Origin of the sequence: Streptomyces sp. NPDC058653 (assembly GCF_042716895.1) — a bacterium.
Taxonomy (GTDB): Bacteria; Actinomycetota; Actinomycetes; order Streptomycetales; family Streptomycetaceae; genus Streptomyces.
Window position 1 is genome coordinate 79,905 of sequence record NZ_JBHXRM010000026.1, and the last position, 16,821, is coordinate 96,725.

General features: G+C 68.4%; 15 protein-coding genes and 3 pseudogenes. 9 read left to right on the plus strand and 9 right to left on the minus strand.

All coding sequences use genetic code 11. The annotated features are described in order from the left end of the window. Nucleotides 1–128 precede the first annotated feature (128 nt). Entirely contained in the window at nucleotides 129–1,040 is a 912-nt protein-coding gene (locus tag ACFWU9_RS22260; protein ID WP_384320984.1) for a helix-turn-helix transcriptional regulator, read from the plus strand. On the opposite strand, the gene ACFWU9_RS22265 is transcribed toward ACFWU9_RS22260, so the two are convergent. After that, nucleotides 1,013–1,996, minus strand: coding sequence for a cupin domain-containing protein (locus tag ACFWU9_RS22265; RefSeq protein ID WP_384320985.1), 984 nt, complete (start codon nucleotides 1,994–1,996; stop codon nucleotides 1,013–1,015). The genes ACFWU9_RS22260 and ACFWU9_RS22265 overlap by 28 nt on opposite strands. Before the next feature lie 158 nt (nucleotides 1,997–2,154). Here ACFWU9_RS22265 and ACFWU9_RS22270 point away from each other — a divergent pair, with 158 nt between their 5' ends. From ACFWU9_RS22270 to ACFWU9_RS22280, 3 genes are all read left to right on the plus strand, one after another. Next, a complete protein-coding gene (locus ACFWU9_RS22270) occupies nucleotides 2,155–2,286 on the plus strand; it encodes a hypothetical protein (protein ID WP_384320987.1) in 132 nt (43 codons plus the stop codon). Between the two features lie 90 nt (nucleotides 2,287–2,376). After that, a complete protein-coding gene (locus ACFWU9_RS22275; protein WP_384320989.1) occupies nucleotides 2,377–3,639 on the plus strand; it encodes a YcaO-like family protein in 1,263 nt (420 codons plus the stop codon). Continuing rightward, complete coding sequence (locus ACFWU9_RS22280; RefSeq protein ID WP_384320991.1) at nucleotides 3,626–4,603, plus strand: GNAT family N-acetyltransferase; 978 nt, start codon at nucleotides 3,626–3,628, stop codon at nucleotides 4,601–4,603. The genes ACFWU9_RS22275 and ACFWU9_RS22280 overlap by 14 nt, the downstream gene beginning before the upstream one ends. Before the next feature lie 213 nt (nucleotides 4,604–4,816). Here ACFWU9_RS22280 and ACFWU9_RS22285 read toward each other — a convergent pair whose 3' ends face one another. Next, the gene (locus ACFWU9_RS22285; protein ID WP_384320993.1) at nucleotides 4,817–5,797 is read right to left on the minus strand and encodes an aldo/keto reductase; all 981 of its coding nucleotides are present in this window, start codon (nucleotides 5,795–5,797) and stop codon (nucleotides 4,817–4,819) included. Nucleotides 5,798–6,019: 222 nt separating this feature from the next. On the opposite strand from ACFWU9_RS22285, the gene ACFWU9_RS22290 reads away from it, so the two are divergent. The 3 genes from ACFWU9_RS22290 to ACFWU9_RS22300 all read left to right on the plus strand — a co-directional run bounded on the left by ACFWU9_RS22290 (nucleotide 6,020) and on the right by ACFWU9_RS22300 (nucleotide 9,765). After that, entirely contained in the window at nucleotides 6,020–6,931 is a 912-nt protein-coding gene (locus ACFWU9_RS22290) for a helix-turn-helix transcriptional regulator (RefSeq protein WP_384320995.1), read from the plus strand. A gap of 459 nt (nucleotides 6,932–7,390) precedes the next feature. Continuing rightward, on the plus strand, nucleotides 7,391–8,170 hold the full coding sequence (locus tag ACFWU9_RS22295) for an Atu4866 domain-containing protein (RefSeq protein WP_384320997.1): 780 nt from the start codon (nucleotides 7,391–7,393) through the stop codon (nucleotides 8,168–8,170). 203 nt (nucleotides 8,171–8,373) lie between these two features. Next, complete coding sequence (locus tag ACFWU9_RS22300; RefSeq protein WP_384320999.1) at nucleotides 8,374–9,765, plus strand: amidohydrolase family protein; 1,392 nt, start codon at nucleotides 8,374–8,376, stop codon at nucleotides 9,763–9,765. 244 nt (nucleotides 9,766–10,009) lie between these two features. Here ACFWU9_RS22300 and ACFWU9_RS22305 read toward each other — a convergent pair whose 3' ends face one another. From ACFWU9_RS22305 to ACFWU9_RS22315, 3 genes are all read right to left on the minus strand, one after another. Then, on the minus strand, nucleotides 10,010–10,789 hold the full coding sequence (locus ACFWU9_RS22305) for an SDR family oxidoreductase (protein ID WP_384321001.1): 780 nt from the start codon (nucleotides 10,787–10,789) through the stop codon (nucleotides 10,010–10,012). Nucleotides 10,790–10,916: 127 nt separating this feature from the next. Then, complete coding sequence (locus ACFWU9_RS22310) at nucleotides 10,917–11,756, minus strand: SDR family NAD(P)-dependent oxidoreductase (protein ID WP_384321003.1); 840 nt, start codon at nucleotides 11,754–11,756, stop codon at nucleotides 10,917–10,919. Between the two features lie 422 nt (nucleotides 11,757–12,178). Continuing rightward, on the minus strand, nucleotides 12,179–12,778 hold the full coding sequence (locus tag ACFWU9_RS22315; protein ID WP_384321005.1) for a YdcF family protein: 600 nt from the start codon (nucleotides 12,776–12,778) through the stop codon (nucleotides 12,179–12,181). A 146-nt stretch (nucleotides 12,779–12,924) separates the two neighbouring features. On the opposite strand from ACFWU9_RS22315, the pseudogene ACFWU9_RS22320 reads away from it, so the two are divergent. Then, nucleotides 12,925–13,101: pseudogene (locus ACFWU9_RS22320) on the plus strand (ISAzo13 family transposase); the annotation flags it as partial. On the opposite strand, the pseudogene ACFWU9_RS22325 reads toward ACFWU9_RS22320, so the two are convergent. Both ACFWU9_RS22325 and ACFWU9_RS22330 read right to left on the minus strand, forming a co-directional pair. Beyond that, nucleotides 13,086–13,536 (minus strand): annotated as a pseudogene (locus tag ACFWU9_RS22325) (transposase); the annotation flags it as partial. The pseudogenes ACFWU9_RS22320 and ACFWU9_RS22325 overlap by 16 nt on opposite strands. A gap of 98 nt (nucleotides 13,537–13,634) precedes the next feature. Beyond that, nucleotides 13,635–14,039: a nuclear transport factor 2 family protein gene (locus ACFWU9_RS22330; protein ID WP_384321006.1), complete on the minus strand. Its 405-nt coding sequence runs from the start codon at nucleotides 14,037–14,039 to the stop codon at nucleotides 13,635–13,637. A 378-nt stretch (nucleotides 14,040–14,417) separates the two neighbouring features. On the opposite strand from ACFWU9_RS22330, the gene ACFWU9_RS22335 reads away from it, so the two are divergent. Beyond that, a complete protein-coding gene (locus ACFWU9_RS22335) occupies nucleotides 14,418–15,371 on the plus strand; it encodes an AraC family transcriptional regulator (protein WP_384321008.1) in 954 nt (317 codons plus the stop codon). 203 nt (nucleotides 15,372–15,574) lie between these two features. Here ACFWU9_RS22335 and ACFWU9_RS22340 read toward each other — a convergent pair. Both ACFWU9_RS22340 and ACFWU9_RS22345 read right to left on the minus strand, forming a co-directional pair. After that, nucleotides 15,575–15,785, minus strand: a pseudogene (locus tag ACFWU9_RS22340) (ISAzo13 family transposase); the annotation flags it as partial. A gap of 25 nt (nucleotides 15,786–15,810) precedes the next feature. Beyond that, nucleotides 15,811–16,668, minus strand: a complete 858-nt coding sequence (locus ACFWU9_RS22345) for a helix-turn-helix transcriptional regulator (protein WP_384321010.1) — start codon at nucleotides 16,666–16,668, stop codon at nucleotides 15,811–15,813. Nucleotides 16,669–16,821: the final 153 nt, after the last annotated feature.

Consider the following 16,821-nt stretch of genomic DNA (forward strand, 5'->3'; position numbering starts at 1 on the left):
CGCTCCTGGATAGTTCGGGGACCGTTCGGCAGCGACGGTAGGAGCGCCGGGACAACATTTCGTCGTTGCCGTTAGCCTGGGATCCGCAGACCTACCGTGGCCCGCGGCCCGGCGCGCACACTTGCACCATGGCAACCGATCATCCCTACGCACGCGAACTGGGGGATTTCCTCCGTGCCCGGCGCGCCCGGCTGCGCCCGCAGGACGTCGGCCTGGAGCCGGGAGGCCGGCGAAGAGTGAGCGGGCTGCGCCGCGAGGAGATCGCGCTGCTGGCCGGGCTCAGCACGGACTACTACCAGCGTATGGAACAAGGCCGGGACGTACGGCCCTCAGAGGGCGCCCTCGAATCCCTCGCGACCGCCCTTCACCTGAACGGTGACGAACGCCGGCACCTCTTCGACCTGGCCCGCTCCGCCCGGCGGCCCGTCCACACCCGCCCACGCCGCGCCGCCGAGCGCGTACCGGAGAGCACCCGGCGCCTGCTGCGCGTCATGGGCACGCCTGGGCTGGTGCTCGGCCGGCACCTCGACGTACTGGCCTGGAACCCGCTGGCGGAGGCACTGCTGGGGGATCCCGCCGACCGGCCGCCGGCGGAGCGCAACATGGTCGCCGTCCTCTTCCGGGACCCGGAAGCACGCCGGCTCTGCCAGGGCTGGGAGACCATGGCCCGTCAGTACGTGGCCATGCTGCACGCCGCCGTCGCCGACGACCCGGACCACCCGCGTGCCACGGAACTCGTTGGCGAACTGAGCATCCACAGCCCCGACTTCCGGCGACTGTGGGCCCGGCACGACGTCCGGGAGAACGTCCACGGCACCACACTGTTCCTGCATCCCGAGGTCGGCGGAATCACCGTCGACTGGGACACCTATCCCCTGCCCGGCAACCCCGGTCCCGTCCTCCTGGTCTTCACCGCGGAACCCGGCACGGCGGACGAGGAACGCCTCCAACTCCTCGCGTCCCTGCGAGCGACCCGAGACCACAGCCTCCACACCGCCGCGCGGCGATCGGCTCAACTCGCCCGTGACGCTTCCCGATAGCGGCGGGGCGCCAGCCCGGTCGTGCGTTTGAAGGCGTTGCTGAAGGCGCTCTCGGACCTGTAGCCCAGTGCGGAGGCGATCGCCGAGACGGGGGTGTCCTCCTGCCACAGCATGTGCTGGGCCAGCCGCATCCGCCAGGCACACAGGTAGGCCAGGGGCGGAACACCCGCGACCTCCTTGAAGCGCTGGGCGAAGCTGGTACGGGACATGGCCGCGGCGCGGGCGAGTTCGGCCAGTGTCCAGGGGTGGCCAGGATGCTCGTGCATCAGGCGCAGTGCGAGGGAGATGCGCTCGTCGGCAGCAGGGAGCAGCCAACCTGTCGGGAAGGCGTCGGCGTCGGCGCAGGCTTCAGCGTTGGTCAGGAAGACGCGGAGGACCTGGACGAGAAGCAGTTGTGCGAGGTGCTCTGCGGCGAAGGACGACCCGGGAGCGTCGGAGTGTATTTCGCGCAGCGTCTGGTCCATGAGCCAGCAGGTCGCGGATGCTTCGGCCGTGGCTGCGCTGATGTGTATCAGGGGCGGAAGCGCGCTCAGCAGCAAGTCCTTGCCGGTGGTGCTGAGGTCGATGTGGCCGCCGATGGTGACGGCGTCCCGCCCCGCGTCTCCGGCGTGAACGAAGGTCTCGGTGGTCGCGCGAAGCAGTGGCAGCACGTCGATCGGCGGCACGTCCGGGTCGCTCGCGAGGGTGTAGCGGCGGTCTCCGGCGAAGACGGCGACATCTCCGGCCGCCAGGCGGACGGGGTGCTCGATGTCCTCCATCACCAGCCAGATGACGCCTTGGAGTATGACCTGGATCTTGAGTTGGCCGGGCGCCGGAAAAGCCAGGGCCCAGCTCCCCGCGGCGGTGAGGCCACGGGACAAGACGCAGCGCGCGCCGGTGAGTTCGAGAGTCTTGGTGATGGGATCTCGCGAGGTCGCAGACGTCGGGTGGCGTGCGGAGGACAGCGGTGCGGCCATGTGCGGACTTTCGCGCAAGTCGCACGAACGGGCAAGCATTCACATTCTGTTCATCGGTCGTCACGATGAGTGCAGGGCGCCTCCCGTGGCGGGATCCGCGTCCCGGATCGTGGCCGCTGGCCATGCGGCCGGTTCCTCAGTCTCAGGAGGTTGTACTCATGGGCGGATTCCAGGATCGCGTCAAGTTCCACCCGGACGAGGTAGTGCTGTCGCCGGCCGAGCAGGAGACCCTCGCCGAACTCGACGACAAGGATCAGGGCGGCGCCGCCGAGCCGGCCGACGCGAGCTGACACTGTCCGCAGCCAGAGGATTCGCTGACCGCGTGCCGCGGTGGGGAAGACCCGCCGCGGCACGCGGCCGCCCAGCAGACGGGACCTGTCGTGACCAACCCCGCGTACACCGCGGCTCCCCAGTCGGGCGAGCGCGGTCGCTCCCTGGCCGAGGCCTTCGAACGCGCGCGGTCCGCAGCCGCCGCGCTGTCGGTGGAAGTCGACCTGAGGCCCATCCTCGACGGAAGCCCCGGCACCTGGCGGTGCATCCTGAGCCGCGACGGCGAGGACCTTCGTACCGGACTCGGTCTGGGCAAAGGCAGCCGGGACGAAGCCCGAACGGGCGCCCTGTTCGAGGCGCTGGAACACTACCTCTGCGGCACGGAAGGACTGGACCCGGCGGAGATCCGGCCGACCCGCGCCCACGAACTCGCCCAGGGCCCGCTGGCGCGCGACATCGCCGTCCAACTCCTGGACCAGGGTCCGGACGAGCACCTGGGCTGTCTGCCGTACCGGTCGCTCACCGGCGAACCGGACACTTACGTCCCCCTCTTCCTTTCCATGCCCGAGTACCTGCGGGCGGGAGCGCGCGCCCGCCTGGAGGCCGGTGACACCTACGACTACCGTGCGGTCGGCCGCTACTCGGTCAACAACGGCTGGGCCGCCGGCGCCGATCCGGTGGAGGCCGCCGTACACGCGATCAACGAGCTGATCGAGCGGGACGCCCTCTCCCTGCTGCTGATCGGCCAGTTCCTCCGCGAGCGGCCTGAGCGGCTTGCCGTCGTGGACCCGGCGACACTGCCGGACGATGTGGCCGCGCTCCTCGCCTTCGCCAGGGTGCACACGGGACGTCAGGTCCACCTGATCGACATGACCACCGACCTCGGCGTCCCGGCGTACACGGCCTACCTGCCCGCCCCTCAGGGGCAGCCGGCCCGGATCTGCGGGTGGGGCGCGTCGCTGTCCCGTCGGTACGCCATCACGCGCGCCGTGACCGAACTCGTACAGCTCCACAGCACCATGGGCCTTCGTGAGCAGTACGCACACCTCCTGCCCGAGCAGCGCGACGACACCGGCCCGTACCCGAAGCTGCACGCCTGCTACCTGTCGGACTTCACCACCGCCCTGCTTTCTGCCGAACTCAGGGCGTATCAGGACACGGAGACTCCGGACACGCCCCAGGGCCACCTCGACAGACTCCTCGCCGTCCTGCGGAGCCACGACTTGTCCGTCTACCAACGCGACCACCACGTCACGGCGGACCTCGCCGTCGTCAACGTACTCGTGCCGGGACTTGAGCGGTTCATGCTCGTCACCGACGGGCAGGTCGTCGTGCCCGGCGGCCGTGGGATGACGGCCCGTGGACGTGGCTGAACGGCTGTGGCGGCCGCTCGCCCTCACCGACGCGCCCCTTTTGGCGGCGCTGCTCGCGGTAGGCGACGCGGCCGACGGGATCGAAGTGGCCTTCCGCGCTCCGGAAGACATCCAGGCGGACCTGAGTGCTCCAGGCATCGACCTGAGGGGCGGCACCGTATCCAGTTGGTCCGGCGGCGAGCCCGTGGCCTACGCGACCACGCTCACCCGGGAGTACGCCGATCCTGCCCATCAACTGACTCTCGACATCGCGGTGCACCCCGTTCACCGCACTCCACGCACGATCCGTCGTCTACTCGACTGGTGCCGGACAACCGGTGCGCGACGCCATAGCGAGCTGCACGACGGCACCCCGTTGGAGCTTCATGTCCGTACCCATCACGGCCAGGCCTGGCTCGCCGACGCACTGGACGCCGCGGGGTACCGGCGCGAGCGAAGTCACTGGGGCATGCGGCTGGATCTGGAAAGACACCGGCCCATCGGCGCACCGGTGATGCCGACCGGCACGGAGATCCGGCCGTTCGAGGACGCGTTCGACACGAAGTTGCTGGCAGCCCGCAACACGATCTTCGCCGACAACTGGGGCAGCGTCCCGATGACGGCCCGGACATGGCGCCACACGATCACCGCAAGCCCCTACTTCAGGCCCGAGTCCTCATTCCTCCTCCTCTCGGAACACGGCCGCGAGATCCTCTGCTACTTGCTGTGCACCGAGCCGGCGGACCTAGGCACGGACCGTGAGCTCTACCTCGCCAACGCCGGTACGCAGACCGCCCTGCATGGCAGGGGCCTGTACCGCGCCGTCTTCACCCACACCCTCGTCCAGGCGAAGGCCCAGGGCTACCGGTGGGCCGTCGCGGACGTCGACGCGACGAACCCCATGGCGGCCGGAGGCTTTTACGAGCGGATGGGGCTGCGGAGGTTCCGGACCTGGACCACACACGTGCTGCCGCTCACGGCGTAACCGCGGCTGTCACTCGCCGGATGTTCCCGCCGACGTTCTTAGACCGTGGCCACTGTGGCGATCGGTCCTTGTGAGCGTGTCGCTAACGTCGGCTTGATGACCTGGACATCCTCGGACCCACTCTGCGGCGAACTCTGCTTGCGTTGCGTGCAACCCCCGTTGGGGCCCGGTCCGGTATTCGGGCCCCTTGCGGCACACCCGTCGATGCCGGGCTCAGCGGTCGATCGTGGACTCGTTGAAATCGTCATGCCGGGCACCGGTGGCCGGCATGAGGGTGTCGAGCCGCCGCAACTGGTCGGCGGTCAGGACGACGCGGTCGGCGGCGCTGTTCTCCTCAACGCGAGCGACACGACGACTGCCGGGGATCGGGGCGATGTTCCCGCCCTGGGCCACCAGCCAGGTGAGCGCGATCTGCGCGGGGGTGGCACCGACCTCGGTGGCGACGTTCCGTACCTCCTCAACCAGCCGCAAGTTCTGGTGGAAGGCCTCGCCGATGAAACGCGGATTGGTCTTGCGCCAGTCGCCGTCCGGGATCTCCTCCGGAGTGCGGATCTGCCCCGTCAGGAACCCGTGCCCGAGTGGCGCGTAAGGGACCAGGCCGATGCCCAGCTCGCGTAGCAGGGGCAGCAGCTCGGTCTCGACGTCGCGTGTCCACAGCGAGTATTCGGTCTGCAGCGCGGAAATCGGATGCACGGCGTGAGCGCGGCGAATCGTCTCCGGAGAGGCCTCGGACAGGCCGATGTGCAGGACCTTGCCTTCGGCGACCAGCTCGGCCACCGTGCCGATAGTCTCCTCTATGGGGATCCTCCGGTCCACCCGGTGCTGGTAGTAGAGGTCGATCCGGTCGGTGCGCAGTCGCTTCAAGGAACCGTCGACGGCGCTGCGGATGTTGGCCGGACTGCTGTCGAACAGGCCGCTTCCGTCCCCGACATGAGACAGAATGCCGAACTTCGTAGCAAGGACGACCTGGTCGCGCCGGCCCTCCAGCGCCTGACCGACGATCTCCTCGCTGTGGTACGGGCCGTAGCTTTCAGCGGTGTCGATGTGAGTGACGCCGAGGTCCAGGGCGCGATGGACGGCGCGGATGGATTCGGCGTCGTCCAGGCCGCCGCCGGAGAGAAGGGTGCCGGCCATGGACATGGCACCCAGACCGATCCGGGAGACCCGCAAGCTACCCAGCATGGCGTGCTGCATCAGAGAACTCGTTTCTCGTTGAAACTGTCGAAGGACGGTGCATCAGCGCTGAGCGGTGCACAGAGCAGAGCAGCGAGGAAGGGCGTCCGGGGCGACCGGGCGCCGATCTCGCTCTCGCCGACATCCAGCCAACATCCGTTCACCACATGCCGACAGGCTCTGCGAAGAGGGGTACGCGCAGGGACCCCATGGGGGAGGTGGCCCGCGCCTATCCTGGATCTCATGGAAGAGAAGGAGGCCGCGCGGGCGGCCGTCCGCGAGTTCCTCACCACCCGCCGCGCCCGGGTCAGCCCCTCCGAGGTCGGCTTTCCTCCACCGGGAACTCGTCGTCGGGTGACGGGCCTGCGCAGAGAGGAGGTCGCATTGCTTGCCGGGGTCAGCCCGGAGTACTACGTACGGCTCGAACGCGGCAAGGCGACCGGGCCCTCCGCGGGAGTCGTCGACTCCGTCGCCGACGTCCTGCGTCTGGACGACGACGAACGCGCTCACCTCGACCGACTGCTCGCCGCTCTGACGCCCGCGTCCCGCACACGGAGCCGCAGCGCCGCCAACGACCTGGTCACCCCCGGAATCCGAGTGCTGCTGGACTCCATGGACCACCTGCCCGCAGTGGTCTTCAACGGCCTGTTCGACATCCTCGCGGTCAACGCGCTGGGGCGCGCACTTCTCGCCCCCATGTACGACCTGCCCGGGCGGACGAACAGCGCCCGCTTCCTGTTCCTCGACGAGCCCGGGGCCCGGGGACTGTTCCCCGAGTGGGACGGGATCGCGGCCGACACGGTGGCGATACTGCGCATCGAGGCAGGTCGCCACCCTCACGACCCCGCTCTGACCGAACTGATCGGGGAACTCGCGACCCGCAGCACAGCATTCCGGACTCGCTGGGCGGCCAACGACGTACGAACGGCCCGATCCGGCGCGAAGACCTTCCGGCACCCACTCATCGGCGAGGTCACACTGCCCTACGAGACCCTCCGCGTCGACGCGGCTTCCAACCAGGTCCTCAGTGTCTACACGCCCCAACCCGGCAGCCGCGAAGCCGACGCGATCCGCCTCCTGGCCAGCTGGAGCGCCGACGACGAACGGAACAACGTTCCGACAGCAGGAACAAGCGGCCCGAACGTCGACGACTAAGGGAGCTGTGTCCCGGCGGGGGTGCTTGGGAAGTGCGGTGGTGCAGCGGCTTGGGGCCAGGATTCGTGGCGTGTGAGGATCCGGTCGTGGAGTGTGATGTGTGTGGACGGGCGATGTGGCGGTGGTCGGTGTTCATCGATGGCCGCTGGCCGCAGGAGATGGGGGGCGAGGATGCGCGGGTCAGCGTGGCCCGGCGTCTGTGAGTTCTTCCAGTTCGGACCTTGCAGTTTCGTACCAGCCCTCATGTCCTCGGGTGGACCTGGCGGAGACCAAATCGCCTCCAGGGATCGTGGGTGCCGGACACCTGGGACAACGGCGGCCTGGTTCCGACCCCGCCACGCGACAAACCTCGTGGTCAGGCAGCCGCTGCGGCTGCCGAACACTCGCCTCGGACCCGCACCGGCGCTCACCTCGCGCGGCCGGGACCTGGATGGGGCGACCCCACTGAGGAGTAGGCACATGAGCATCACCGACACCAACGTCACCGCCGACACCGCCGCCGCCACCGCCGGCTGGAATGCCGAGGCTCTCGGGGCGATCCTCGCGAATGACGAGGGTCGGCCCATCCTGTTCACCAACGCCCGGATCCTGACGATGGACCCGCTGATCGGGACCATGACCGGCGCGGATCTCCTGTCTGTCGGTTCGCTGCTCGTGGGCGTCGGCCCCGGGATCATCACCGCTGCGGGGGATGACAACGCGATCGTGGTCGACTGCACCGGTATGACCGTCGCCCCCGCCGTCGTCGACAGCGTCGCCCTGGTCGGCGGCCGCGGCCACCGCTCGGAGTACGTCGCGACGCTGACCCCCGGCAACACCACCGACTTCCTGGTGGTGCCCGACGCGCTCGCCGCCGACGTGCCGAGCGCGGTGACCGCCCTGCTGACGGTGCCGGAACAGGTCCGCGCGCTCGTCGCGGCGGGCCGGCCGGTCCAGTGGGCAGGCATGGACGTCCCCGGCCGGGCCACCGCACCCGGGAAAGGGATCCCGGCCGCAGCGGATCTCACCGGCAGCCCGCGCGTCGGCGTCTGGATCGACAGGAACGACTTCCTGCACCAGGAGCTCACGGCCGACGGTCGCTACGACGAGACCCGGGGCGGGCGCCCGCACGCCTACCAGGGCCGCTACTGGATCGACGGCGACCGCGTCGACTACCTGGACGACCTCGGCTTCTGGGCTTACGGAGAGTTCCAGGGCGACGAGCTGCACCACGCGGGCTACGTCATGAAGCTCGGCTGATTCTCCCCGGCCAGCAACTCCACGGTTCCGATCCCCGGGTGAGCGGCACCTGGGGAAACGGCGCCGTGGTTGCCGTAGCGCCGCAGCTGACGCTGGTGTTCGAGCACCTCGGCCGCCTCCCGGCGACCCGCCTTCGCCAGCCCCTTCCCGCGGACGGCGCCCCTCTTCGCGGCCCCGTCCGCCGCATCGGAGGAAGACCTCTCATGAGCATCAACGACACCACCAGCGCCGCCGTGCTCGAAGAGCTCCGGCGTCGGCCCGCCGACCTGCGGCGCGTCCTGTTCACCGGCGCGACCATCGTCACCATGGACGCCGGCCTCGGCATCATCGACGGCGGAGATCTCCTCGTCGAAGGCGACACGATCACCGCTGTCGGCCGCGACCTCGACGTCGGCGACGCCGTGGTCGTGGACGCCGTCGGCACGATCCTCACCCCCGGCTTCGTGGACACCCACCGGCACGCTTGGGAAACCCAGTTGCGCCGGATCATGCCGGACGTCGACGACCTCGGCGGCTACGTCATCGCCACCCTCGCCGGCTACGCCACGGTCTACCGGCCCCAGGACATGTACGTCGGCACCCGGCTGGCCGCCCTCACCGCGATCGACAGCGGTATTACGACGATGCTCGACTTCTCCCACAACTCCCGTACCCGCGAGCACTCCGACGCCGCCGTCGAGGCGCTCATCGACACCGGCATCCGGGGCGTGCACGCCTCCATGGGCCCGCACTTCGGCGACTGGGACCGGCAGTGGCCGAGCGATCTGACCCGGCTCAAGGACCGGTACTTCAGCGGCGACGACCAACTGCTCACGCTGCGCCTGGCGGCCCTGGCCACCGACGAGATCGGAGGACCCACGATCGCGTACGGCCCCGAACTCGCCCGCGCGGCAAGGGAGCTGGGCATCGGGGTGAGCGTGGACGCCGTCTTCGGTACCGCCTCCGCCGACGCGGTACTGCGCTGGGCGAAGGACGGCATCCTCGGCCCCGATGTCACTCTCATCCACTCCACCGGGTTGACCGCCGAGGCATGGAAGGCGATGGGCGGGTCCGGGACCACCGTGGCCCTCGCGCCGACATCCGACGCCCAGATCGGCTTGGAGACCGCGATCCCCGCCGTCGACGAGGCGCTGTCCGCAGGCATCCGTCCGGGGCTGAGCATCGACGTCGAAGTCGCCCTGGCCAGTGACATGTTCACCCAGATGCGGGCGCTGCACGCCATCCAACGGATGCGCGCGGTCAACGCCGTCTACGGCACGGCGCGTCAGCCTTCCCGCATCACCACCCACGACGTCCTCGACTTCGCCACCCTCCAGGGAGCGCGCACCAACGGCCTGGCCGACGTGACCGGTTCACTCACCCCGGGCAAGAAGGCCGACCTCCTGGTCATCCGGGCCGAGGACCTCAACAACATGCCCCTCAACAACCCGATCGGTACGGTCGTACTGGGCTCCGACCCCCGTAACATCACCGCGGTGCTCATCAACGGCGAGCCCCGTAAGTGGGACGGACGCGTCCTCGATGTCGACCTGACCACCCTGCGCGGAGAGGTGCACGCCTCGCGCGAGTACGTACTGAACGCGCCGGCCGTCTAGGAGCGATTCTGCCCGTCTCTTGGTCCCCCGCGCGTTCTCTTCGGCCGGGGGACCACTTGGCGTCCTCCGTGGAGGTCCAGACGTTGGTGCCCGCTTGCGTTCTGGCGCCGTCGGGCTGCCCCGGTGTCCTGATCTCGTGCCCGACCTTCTGCCAGAGCCGACCCACCTTTGTCCGATGTCGGTGATAGGCGTGGCGGGGGAGAACAGCGCTGGGCTGCTCTCCCCCGCCACGCGAGGACGCGGATCAGATGGCCTGCGCGGTAGGCAGGATGGTTATCTCGGTGAGGTTGACGTGACGCGGGACGGCGGCCATGAAGGCGACGGTCTCGGCGACGTCCGCACTCTGCAGGACGTCGATGTCGTGGATGAGGTCTGCCATCAGTTTGGAGGCGTCGGGGTCGGTGACGTGGTCGGGGAGTTCGGTGTCGACCATGCCGGGTTCGATGGTGGCCACGCGGACCATCTTCTGGCCGAGTTCGACGCGCAGCAGCCGGGTGAGGTGGCTGATGTAGGCCTTGGTGCCGGAGTAGACGGAGAACTTCGCCAGGATCCGGGTGGCCGCGATCGACGAGGTGTTGATCAGGTCCGCGGGCTTGCCGACGGCGGCGGACTCCGTCAGGTGCGGCACGAACGCGGCGATCACGTTCATCAGGCCGCCGATGTTGAGGTCGATCTGGCGCTGCCATTCGTCGACCTTGAGCTCCTCGATGCCGGAGACGAGTTGGACACCGGCGTTGTTGAAGACGAGGTCGGCCTTGCCGAAGCGCTCGGCGACCTGGTCGGCGACGTGCTGGACGGCGGTGCGGTCGGTCACGTCGACGGCCAGGGCGAGCGCGGTGCCGCCGGCGGCCTCGATGTTCTTGACCACCTCGTCCAGGCGCTCCTTGCGCCGGGCCAGTACGACCACGGTTGCGCCGAGTTCGGCCAGACGCTCGGCGGTGACGGCACCCATGCCGCTGGAGGCGCCGGAGACGATGGCGACACGGCCGGCGAGAGGGGTGCCGGTGATCAGGGCAGCAGACATCACAAAACCTCAATCTCTTTGATCGGGCGGCTCGGAGAGGGGGAGCCGAGAGGGGAACGGATGCCCGGCCGGCCGGGTCCTTGCGACCGGCCGGGGTGCTGGCGAGTGGCGGGGGCGCCCCGGGGTGTCAGGCGGCGTCGTCGTGGGCGGTGGCGGCCGACTTCTCGCGCCACGGGGCGAGGTCGTCCTGCACCTGCTGGTACTTGACGTCCAGCCGCTCAAGGGTGTCGCGCCCGATGTAGAGGTGGGTGGGCAGCTTCTCGGAGGAGGACACCTCGACGATGAGAGCGGCGCCCTTGACGGGGTCGCCGAGTTGCGCGTGGTTGGCCTGGTCGATCCAGTCCAGCGTCACGTGTGCGGGGGTGTCGTCGTAGTCGGCGATACGGTTCGCGGCGACCGACAGGGAGCTGGCGTCCAGGAAGTCGGTGCGGAAGACGCCCGGTTCGACGACCATCGACTGGATCCCGAAGGGCGCCATTTCGACGGACAGCGCCTCGCTGACGCCGGCGACGGCGAACTTCGACGCGCTGTACAGGCTGACACCGGGCTCGCCCTCGAAACCGGACCGGGAGCCGATGTGCACCAGCCGACCCGAACCCTGCTTACGCATCACCGGCAGCACGGCACGGGTGACGTTGATCAGGCCGAACACATTGAGGTCGAACAGCGAGCGGGCCTCCTCGTCGGTGATCTCCTCCAACGCGCCGAGCAAACCGCGCCCGGCGTTGTTCACCAGAACGTCGATCCCGCCGAACCTGTCCACCGCGGCCTCGACCGCCGGCGGGATGCTGTCGTTGTCCGCGACATCCAGGGCGACCGCGAAGACCCGGTCGGATTTCTTCAGATCGTCCGGCACACGCCCCGGGTTACGTACGGCGACCACGACATTGTTACCGCCTGCCAGCGCGGCACGCGCGATTTCCGCACCAATTCCACGCGAAGCGCCGGTGACAAACCACGTAGCCATGAGAATCCCTTTCGTTGTCTCCCCTGCGGGGGATTTCCTGTTGACGTCAACGAGTCTGTCCGTCGGCTACGGTGATATGAAGGCTGCGCTTTTCCTGGGAGTCCCACACCCACGAAGAGCGACTGCACACCGGGGCGAAGCATGAAGACAGAGCAGCGGGTCTGACGTGTCAACTACCAACGGGCTACCGGATGTAGTTCCCGATGTGGCCGACAGGAATACTCAAAGAGCTCTGGACGCAGTACGTGCCAGGCGTGAAGCCCCCTTGAGCGGGGCGGGATGGGTAGCAGTTTCCGCGGCCTGCTGATCCGTTGGGCAATCCCCGACAACATCCGCGAAGCTCTCCTCACTTTGTGAGGCAGCATCACCTGCTGGCGTTGTCTCAGAAATCATCACCTGTGAGCCCCAGCGACTGCGGGTGTCTACGACGAGACCTTCCGCTCCTCCGTCTTGAGGCCGCGCAGTGTCCAAAGCCCGTACAGAGCCAACAGCGGTTTGACGACCATCCACTCGCCAGGGCGGTAGTCATCCGCGCGCACCAGCCTCTCCGCGAGATCGGGGCGCTGTCGCCGCAAGTACGCACGAGCCTTGAGTGCATGAGCCGTCTGGGAGGCGATCTTGATGCGATCCACGTCTTCAAGCAGTGGGATCACGTTCGTGATGTTCTCCCACGTTGTCGTGCTTTCCTCTTCGAGGAGTACCGTGCCATCGAACTCAAGAACCGACTTCGCATAGTCAGCCATCAGCTGCGCCTCCGTCGCGCCGCTGCCGTTCGCACCGCCGCTGAAGATCACGCGGGTCGAATTCGCACCGCCAGCGGCAATGGAGCGGATTCCAGCGCGGACGCGCCATCGGTTGATCAGGTTCGCAGTCGCTTGGGGGTTCCGGTAACCGCACACCACCACGGCTGTGGAAGCGCCCCTGCTATTCCCGACGAGAGCCCGAGACCAGCGCCAGTTCAACCACTCGCCCCAGGCCAGGACTGCAACTCCACCGATCGCCAGTGCCGTCTTTCGCCGCATGCGACGACGCTAGGACACCTCGGTAACAGGCCGCTGGACCACGAGATCCCTCCCGCAGGCTCGCTGGGCAACTGACCCGGCAATGCCACCGGATCTGCGCGGACACGGCGGGCGACCTCCCGCGCGAGGAGGGCTTCAGCCCGCAGAGCGCCGACACAGGCGGCTCCGACGGCTACCGCACCCGCACCTGAGAAACCGAACTTGCCCGGTTCGCAGCCGAGTCGGGCTTGACGATCACCGTCCGCCACCTGCCCTCCGGCACGTCGGAGTGGGACCGGATCGAACTCCAGCTGTCCTCCCACATCACCTCGTCGGGTATGGGCTTGGTGAGGTTGTCGATCGAGGCGACGTGGATCATGGCCTCGGAGCTGGCTGACAGGGTCTCGTGGTCTCGGGCGAGGCGCCGGTGCAGCCTGATCCAGCGAATGCTTCGTTTCCTGCCGACGACCTTCTTGGCGGCGTCGCTTCCCTGGCCAGTCAGGTCGTAGTTGAGCTGGGCGAGGATTCCCTCGTCGCGCCAGGCGGCGAAGTAGAAGTCGGCGGTTCCGTGGCCCGGGAAGTCGTGCGGGAGGTACTTCCGGGGAATTCCGGCGCAGTTGAGGTAGAGAAGTGCGCTGAACACTTCGCGCAGTTCGACTTTAGCGGCTGTCCCGTCGGTAGGCGTTCGAGGCGGGCGTTCTCCAGGCCGTCAACGTCGGCTCAATCAGGGCCCGTCGGGCGTCGGACAGTTCGCTGGTGCACGGCTTGAGCTCGCTCACGGCGCAGCGTGATGATGAGTACGACGGAGGGGCGGGTCCCGCTGGAACTCGGGCGATTCAACGACCTGATCCGGTTTCGGAGCCCAGGACGAGGGGGTTCAGCCGCTGAAGACGGCCACCGCGTGCGCCGTGTCGATGTACTCCCTGGCCGCAACGATCTTGTCATTCTTGATCTCGAAGAGGAAGTGGTAAACCTGGTTGAGGACTTTGCCGTTGCTCAGCGTGCCCGTCGATTCGGCCTCCACAGCCACCCGATCGCCCTCCGCCGTCACCCCGGTGACGATCATCCGGAGTCCGTCGGGAGTCGATCTGCGGAAATCCGTGATGTGCTTGACGAACTGCTCCTTCGGCATGCCACCGGAGAGACGGAACGATTCGGGGTGCGCCATCACGGTCCACACAGCGTCCTCCCGGAGCAGGGCGAAGGTCGCGTTGATGTCGCCGTCTACGGAGAAGCCCGCCACCAGCCGGTGGGCGATCTCCTTGTTCCGCTCGATGCTCATGAGGGTCTCCTGCTGCGTCGTGGACGGGGCGCGATGCCCCGCCGTGTTCTGTGCCGTGCCGACCGATCCGGGCACGGGTGTCTGCCGTACCGCCTGTCCGCGGACAGGCGGGAGGGCCTGCCGCCCCGATCGCTCCCCTCCACAGCAGCGGGGCTCGTCGGTTCGTCAGCGAAGGTCAGCCGCTGACGCACCGTTGGAACAGTCGGTCGCTCCCACTCGCACGGTCGCCGTGCCGAGTCCTGGGTGAGGGCATAGGGGATGACACGGGTCTCGTGCCGCGATCAGCGACCGCTTCGTCGCTCATGGCCTCCATCCTGTGCCCGACTGCTCGTACTTTGAATGTTTGACAGTCCGGTTTCCCTTTGCGAGCGTGCGGATATGACCGGTGACCAGCTGTCCGAGGTGTTCGACGTCGTCGAAATCCGAGGGCTGAAGTCGGGCGGCTTCACCGCGCGAGGGTCATGGGTGGCGCGTTCCACCCTCGCCGACCCGCTGAAGTTCATCGCGATGGCGCGCGGCAGGGCCCGGCTCATCGCGGACGGCATTGGTGATCCGCTCGACATGAAGCCGGGTGACATCGCGATCCTGAACAGCCGCTCATGGCTGGAGCTCCAGGGCGGCACGGGCGAGGGGCCGTCCCGCGAGATCGAGATGCCGGTCGGCTACTCCTCTTTCCACGATGATGCTGCCAACCTGGTCGACACCGACGACGTCGTCCTCGGCGGGCACATCGATCTCAACCCGGCAGGGGAGGCCCTACTGCTGGAGGCGCTTCCACGAGTCGGGCACGTCCGTGCGTCGGCCGCCGCAGCACCCCGCTTGTGCAGAAGCCTCGACCGGATCCTCGACGAGGTGACCGGCAACCTGATGGGCTCCGCGTTCGCCATCCGACAGCACGGTCAGCTCCTGCTGCTGGACATGCTCCGCGCCTACATCGACCAGGCCGAACTTCCCCCGGGACGGCTGCGGTTGCTGGCCGACGAACGGCTGCGTCCGGCGCTCAACCTCATGCATGCAAAACCCGGGCACCCCTGGCGGCTGGAGGAACTGGCGCGCGCCGCGTCGATGTCCCGGACAACCTTCGCCGCGCGTTTCCGGATCGTGGCAGGAGTACCACCGCTCACCTACCTCAGCCGCTGGCGGATGCTGCTGGCGCAGCGCGCCCTCCGCGAGGGGGACGACCGCATCGCCTCCCTCGCCTCCGTCCTGGGATACGCATCGGAAAGCACGTTCAGTACAGCGTTCAAACGGGAGGTAGGGGAGTCGCCGCAGCGTTACCGGTACCGGATGCGCGACGAGGCGGAAACCCGCGCTGAGCTCTCACGGACCTGATGCCCCGACCGGGACCATGAGTTGTGGCTGTTCCAGCAGACCAGGTCTGTGATCAAGCCCCGGCCCCGAACACAGCGTCAAGACAGAGCAGCCCACCGGCGGGCGCTGGAACAGCACAATGACACCCCCCGGACGCCGCGTGTCGGACAGGTCGATCTTGTGCGGCTTACGCCCGCTTGCGGCGTTCAGCCCAGCACCCCCAACCCTCCGACGTCGGGCCCGACCAGCGTGAGGAGTGCCTCCCGAACGGCTGGGTTCCGGTCGACGACGCGTTTGCGGCCACCGCCGGGCCGGCGGATGCGTCCCAACAGAGCCTCCGGACTTGAGTTCCCGCAGGGTCGGCACACACCATGGCTTCCGACACCCGGCGGCACGGGCAACCGCTCCGATCCCGCCGTGGCCGAAGGACTGCGCCAACCGCCGAACGAAAAGCCACGAGTCAAGGATCCGCACGCCCTGAGCGGGCGTTCAGGGAGCCCAGAAGGGCCAGACCGTCAGCGGACGGAGAACCCGGCTCGGCCTGCAGGATGATGAGTTGTTGCCCCGGCACGCTTCGGATGTCGAAGGCCTCGTGGCGCAGTTCCAGGTCTCCCACGACCGCGTGGCGAACCTGCTTGACCTCGTACGGCGGGACCCGGCTGAACTGGCGGGCCCAAAGGGTGCGGAACTCCCCACTGCGCACCGACAGTTCACCGACGAGCTCCAGAATGCGGGGATCCTGCGGAGCGGTGGCCGCAGTCCGCTGAAGGTCGGCCACCGCACGGTGCCGGGCGCGCTCCGGGCTCCGGTAGAAGGACTTCGCCGCAGGATCCAGGAAGAGCATGCGGAGCACGTTGTCGCTCTGCGCGAAGTCACGGTAGAGAGCGTCGGCCAACGCGTTTGTGGCCAGCAGGTCCTGGGCGTGGCCGATGACGAAGGCGGGCGTCCGCGTCCAGTCCTCGATCAGGTGGCGCAGGTGCGGGCGGACCCGCTCGACACGCTGGGGAGACTTCGTACGACGGGCTGCCGGCGGGGCCAGCCGGAAGAGTTCCGCCCTGTCCTCGTCCCCGAGTTGCAGCACGCGGGCAAGGGCCTCCAGCACCCCGGGCGAGGGGCCGATCTCACGGCCCTGCTCGAGCCGGCTGTAGTAGCTGACGCTGACACCTGAGAGTGCCGCGACCTCATCACGCCGCAGGCCGGGCACCCTCCGCCTGCCTACGCCCGGCAATCCGGCTGCTGCGGGGCTGAGGCGTTCTCTGCGGGATCGGAGGAACTGGCCCAGCCCCCCAACCGGGTCAGGGTGCGTGTGCTTGTCCATGCAGCAAAGGTAGGCGGAAATCGCCGCGCGCAGCTTCGCCGATGCTGGGTGCATTACACCCAGGAATGCAGCTACCCCGGAGGGGAAATGTCGCGCCGGACCGCGGCGCGCCCTGGCGGAGAATCCAGCAGGCAGACGCGGGTGACTACACCT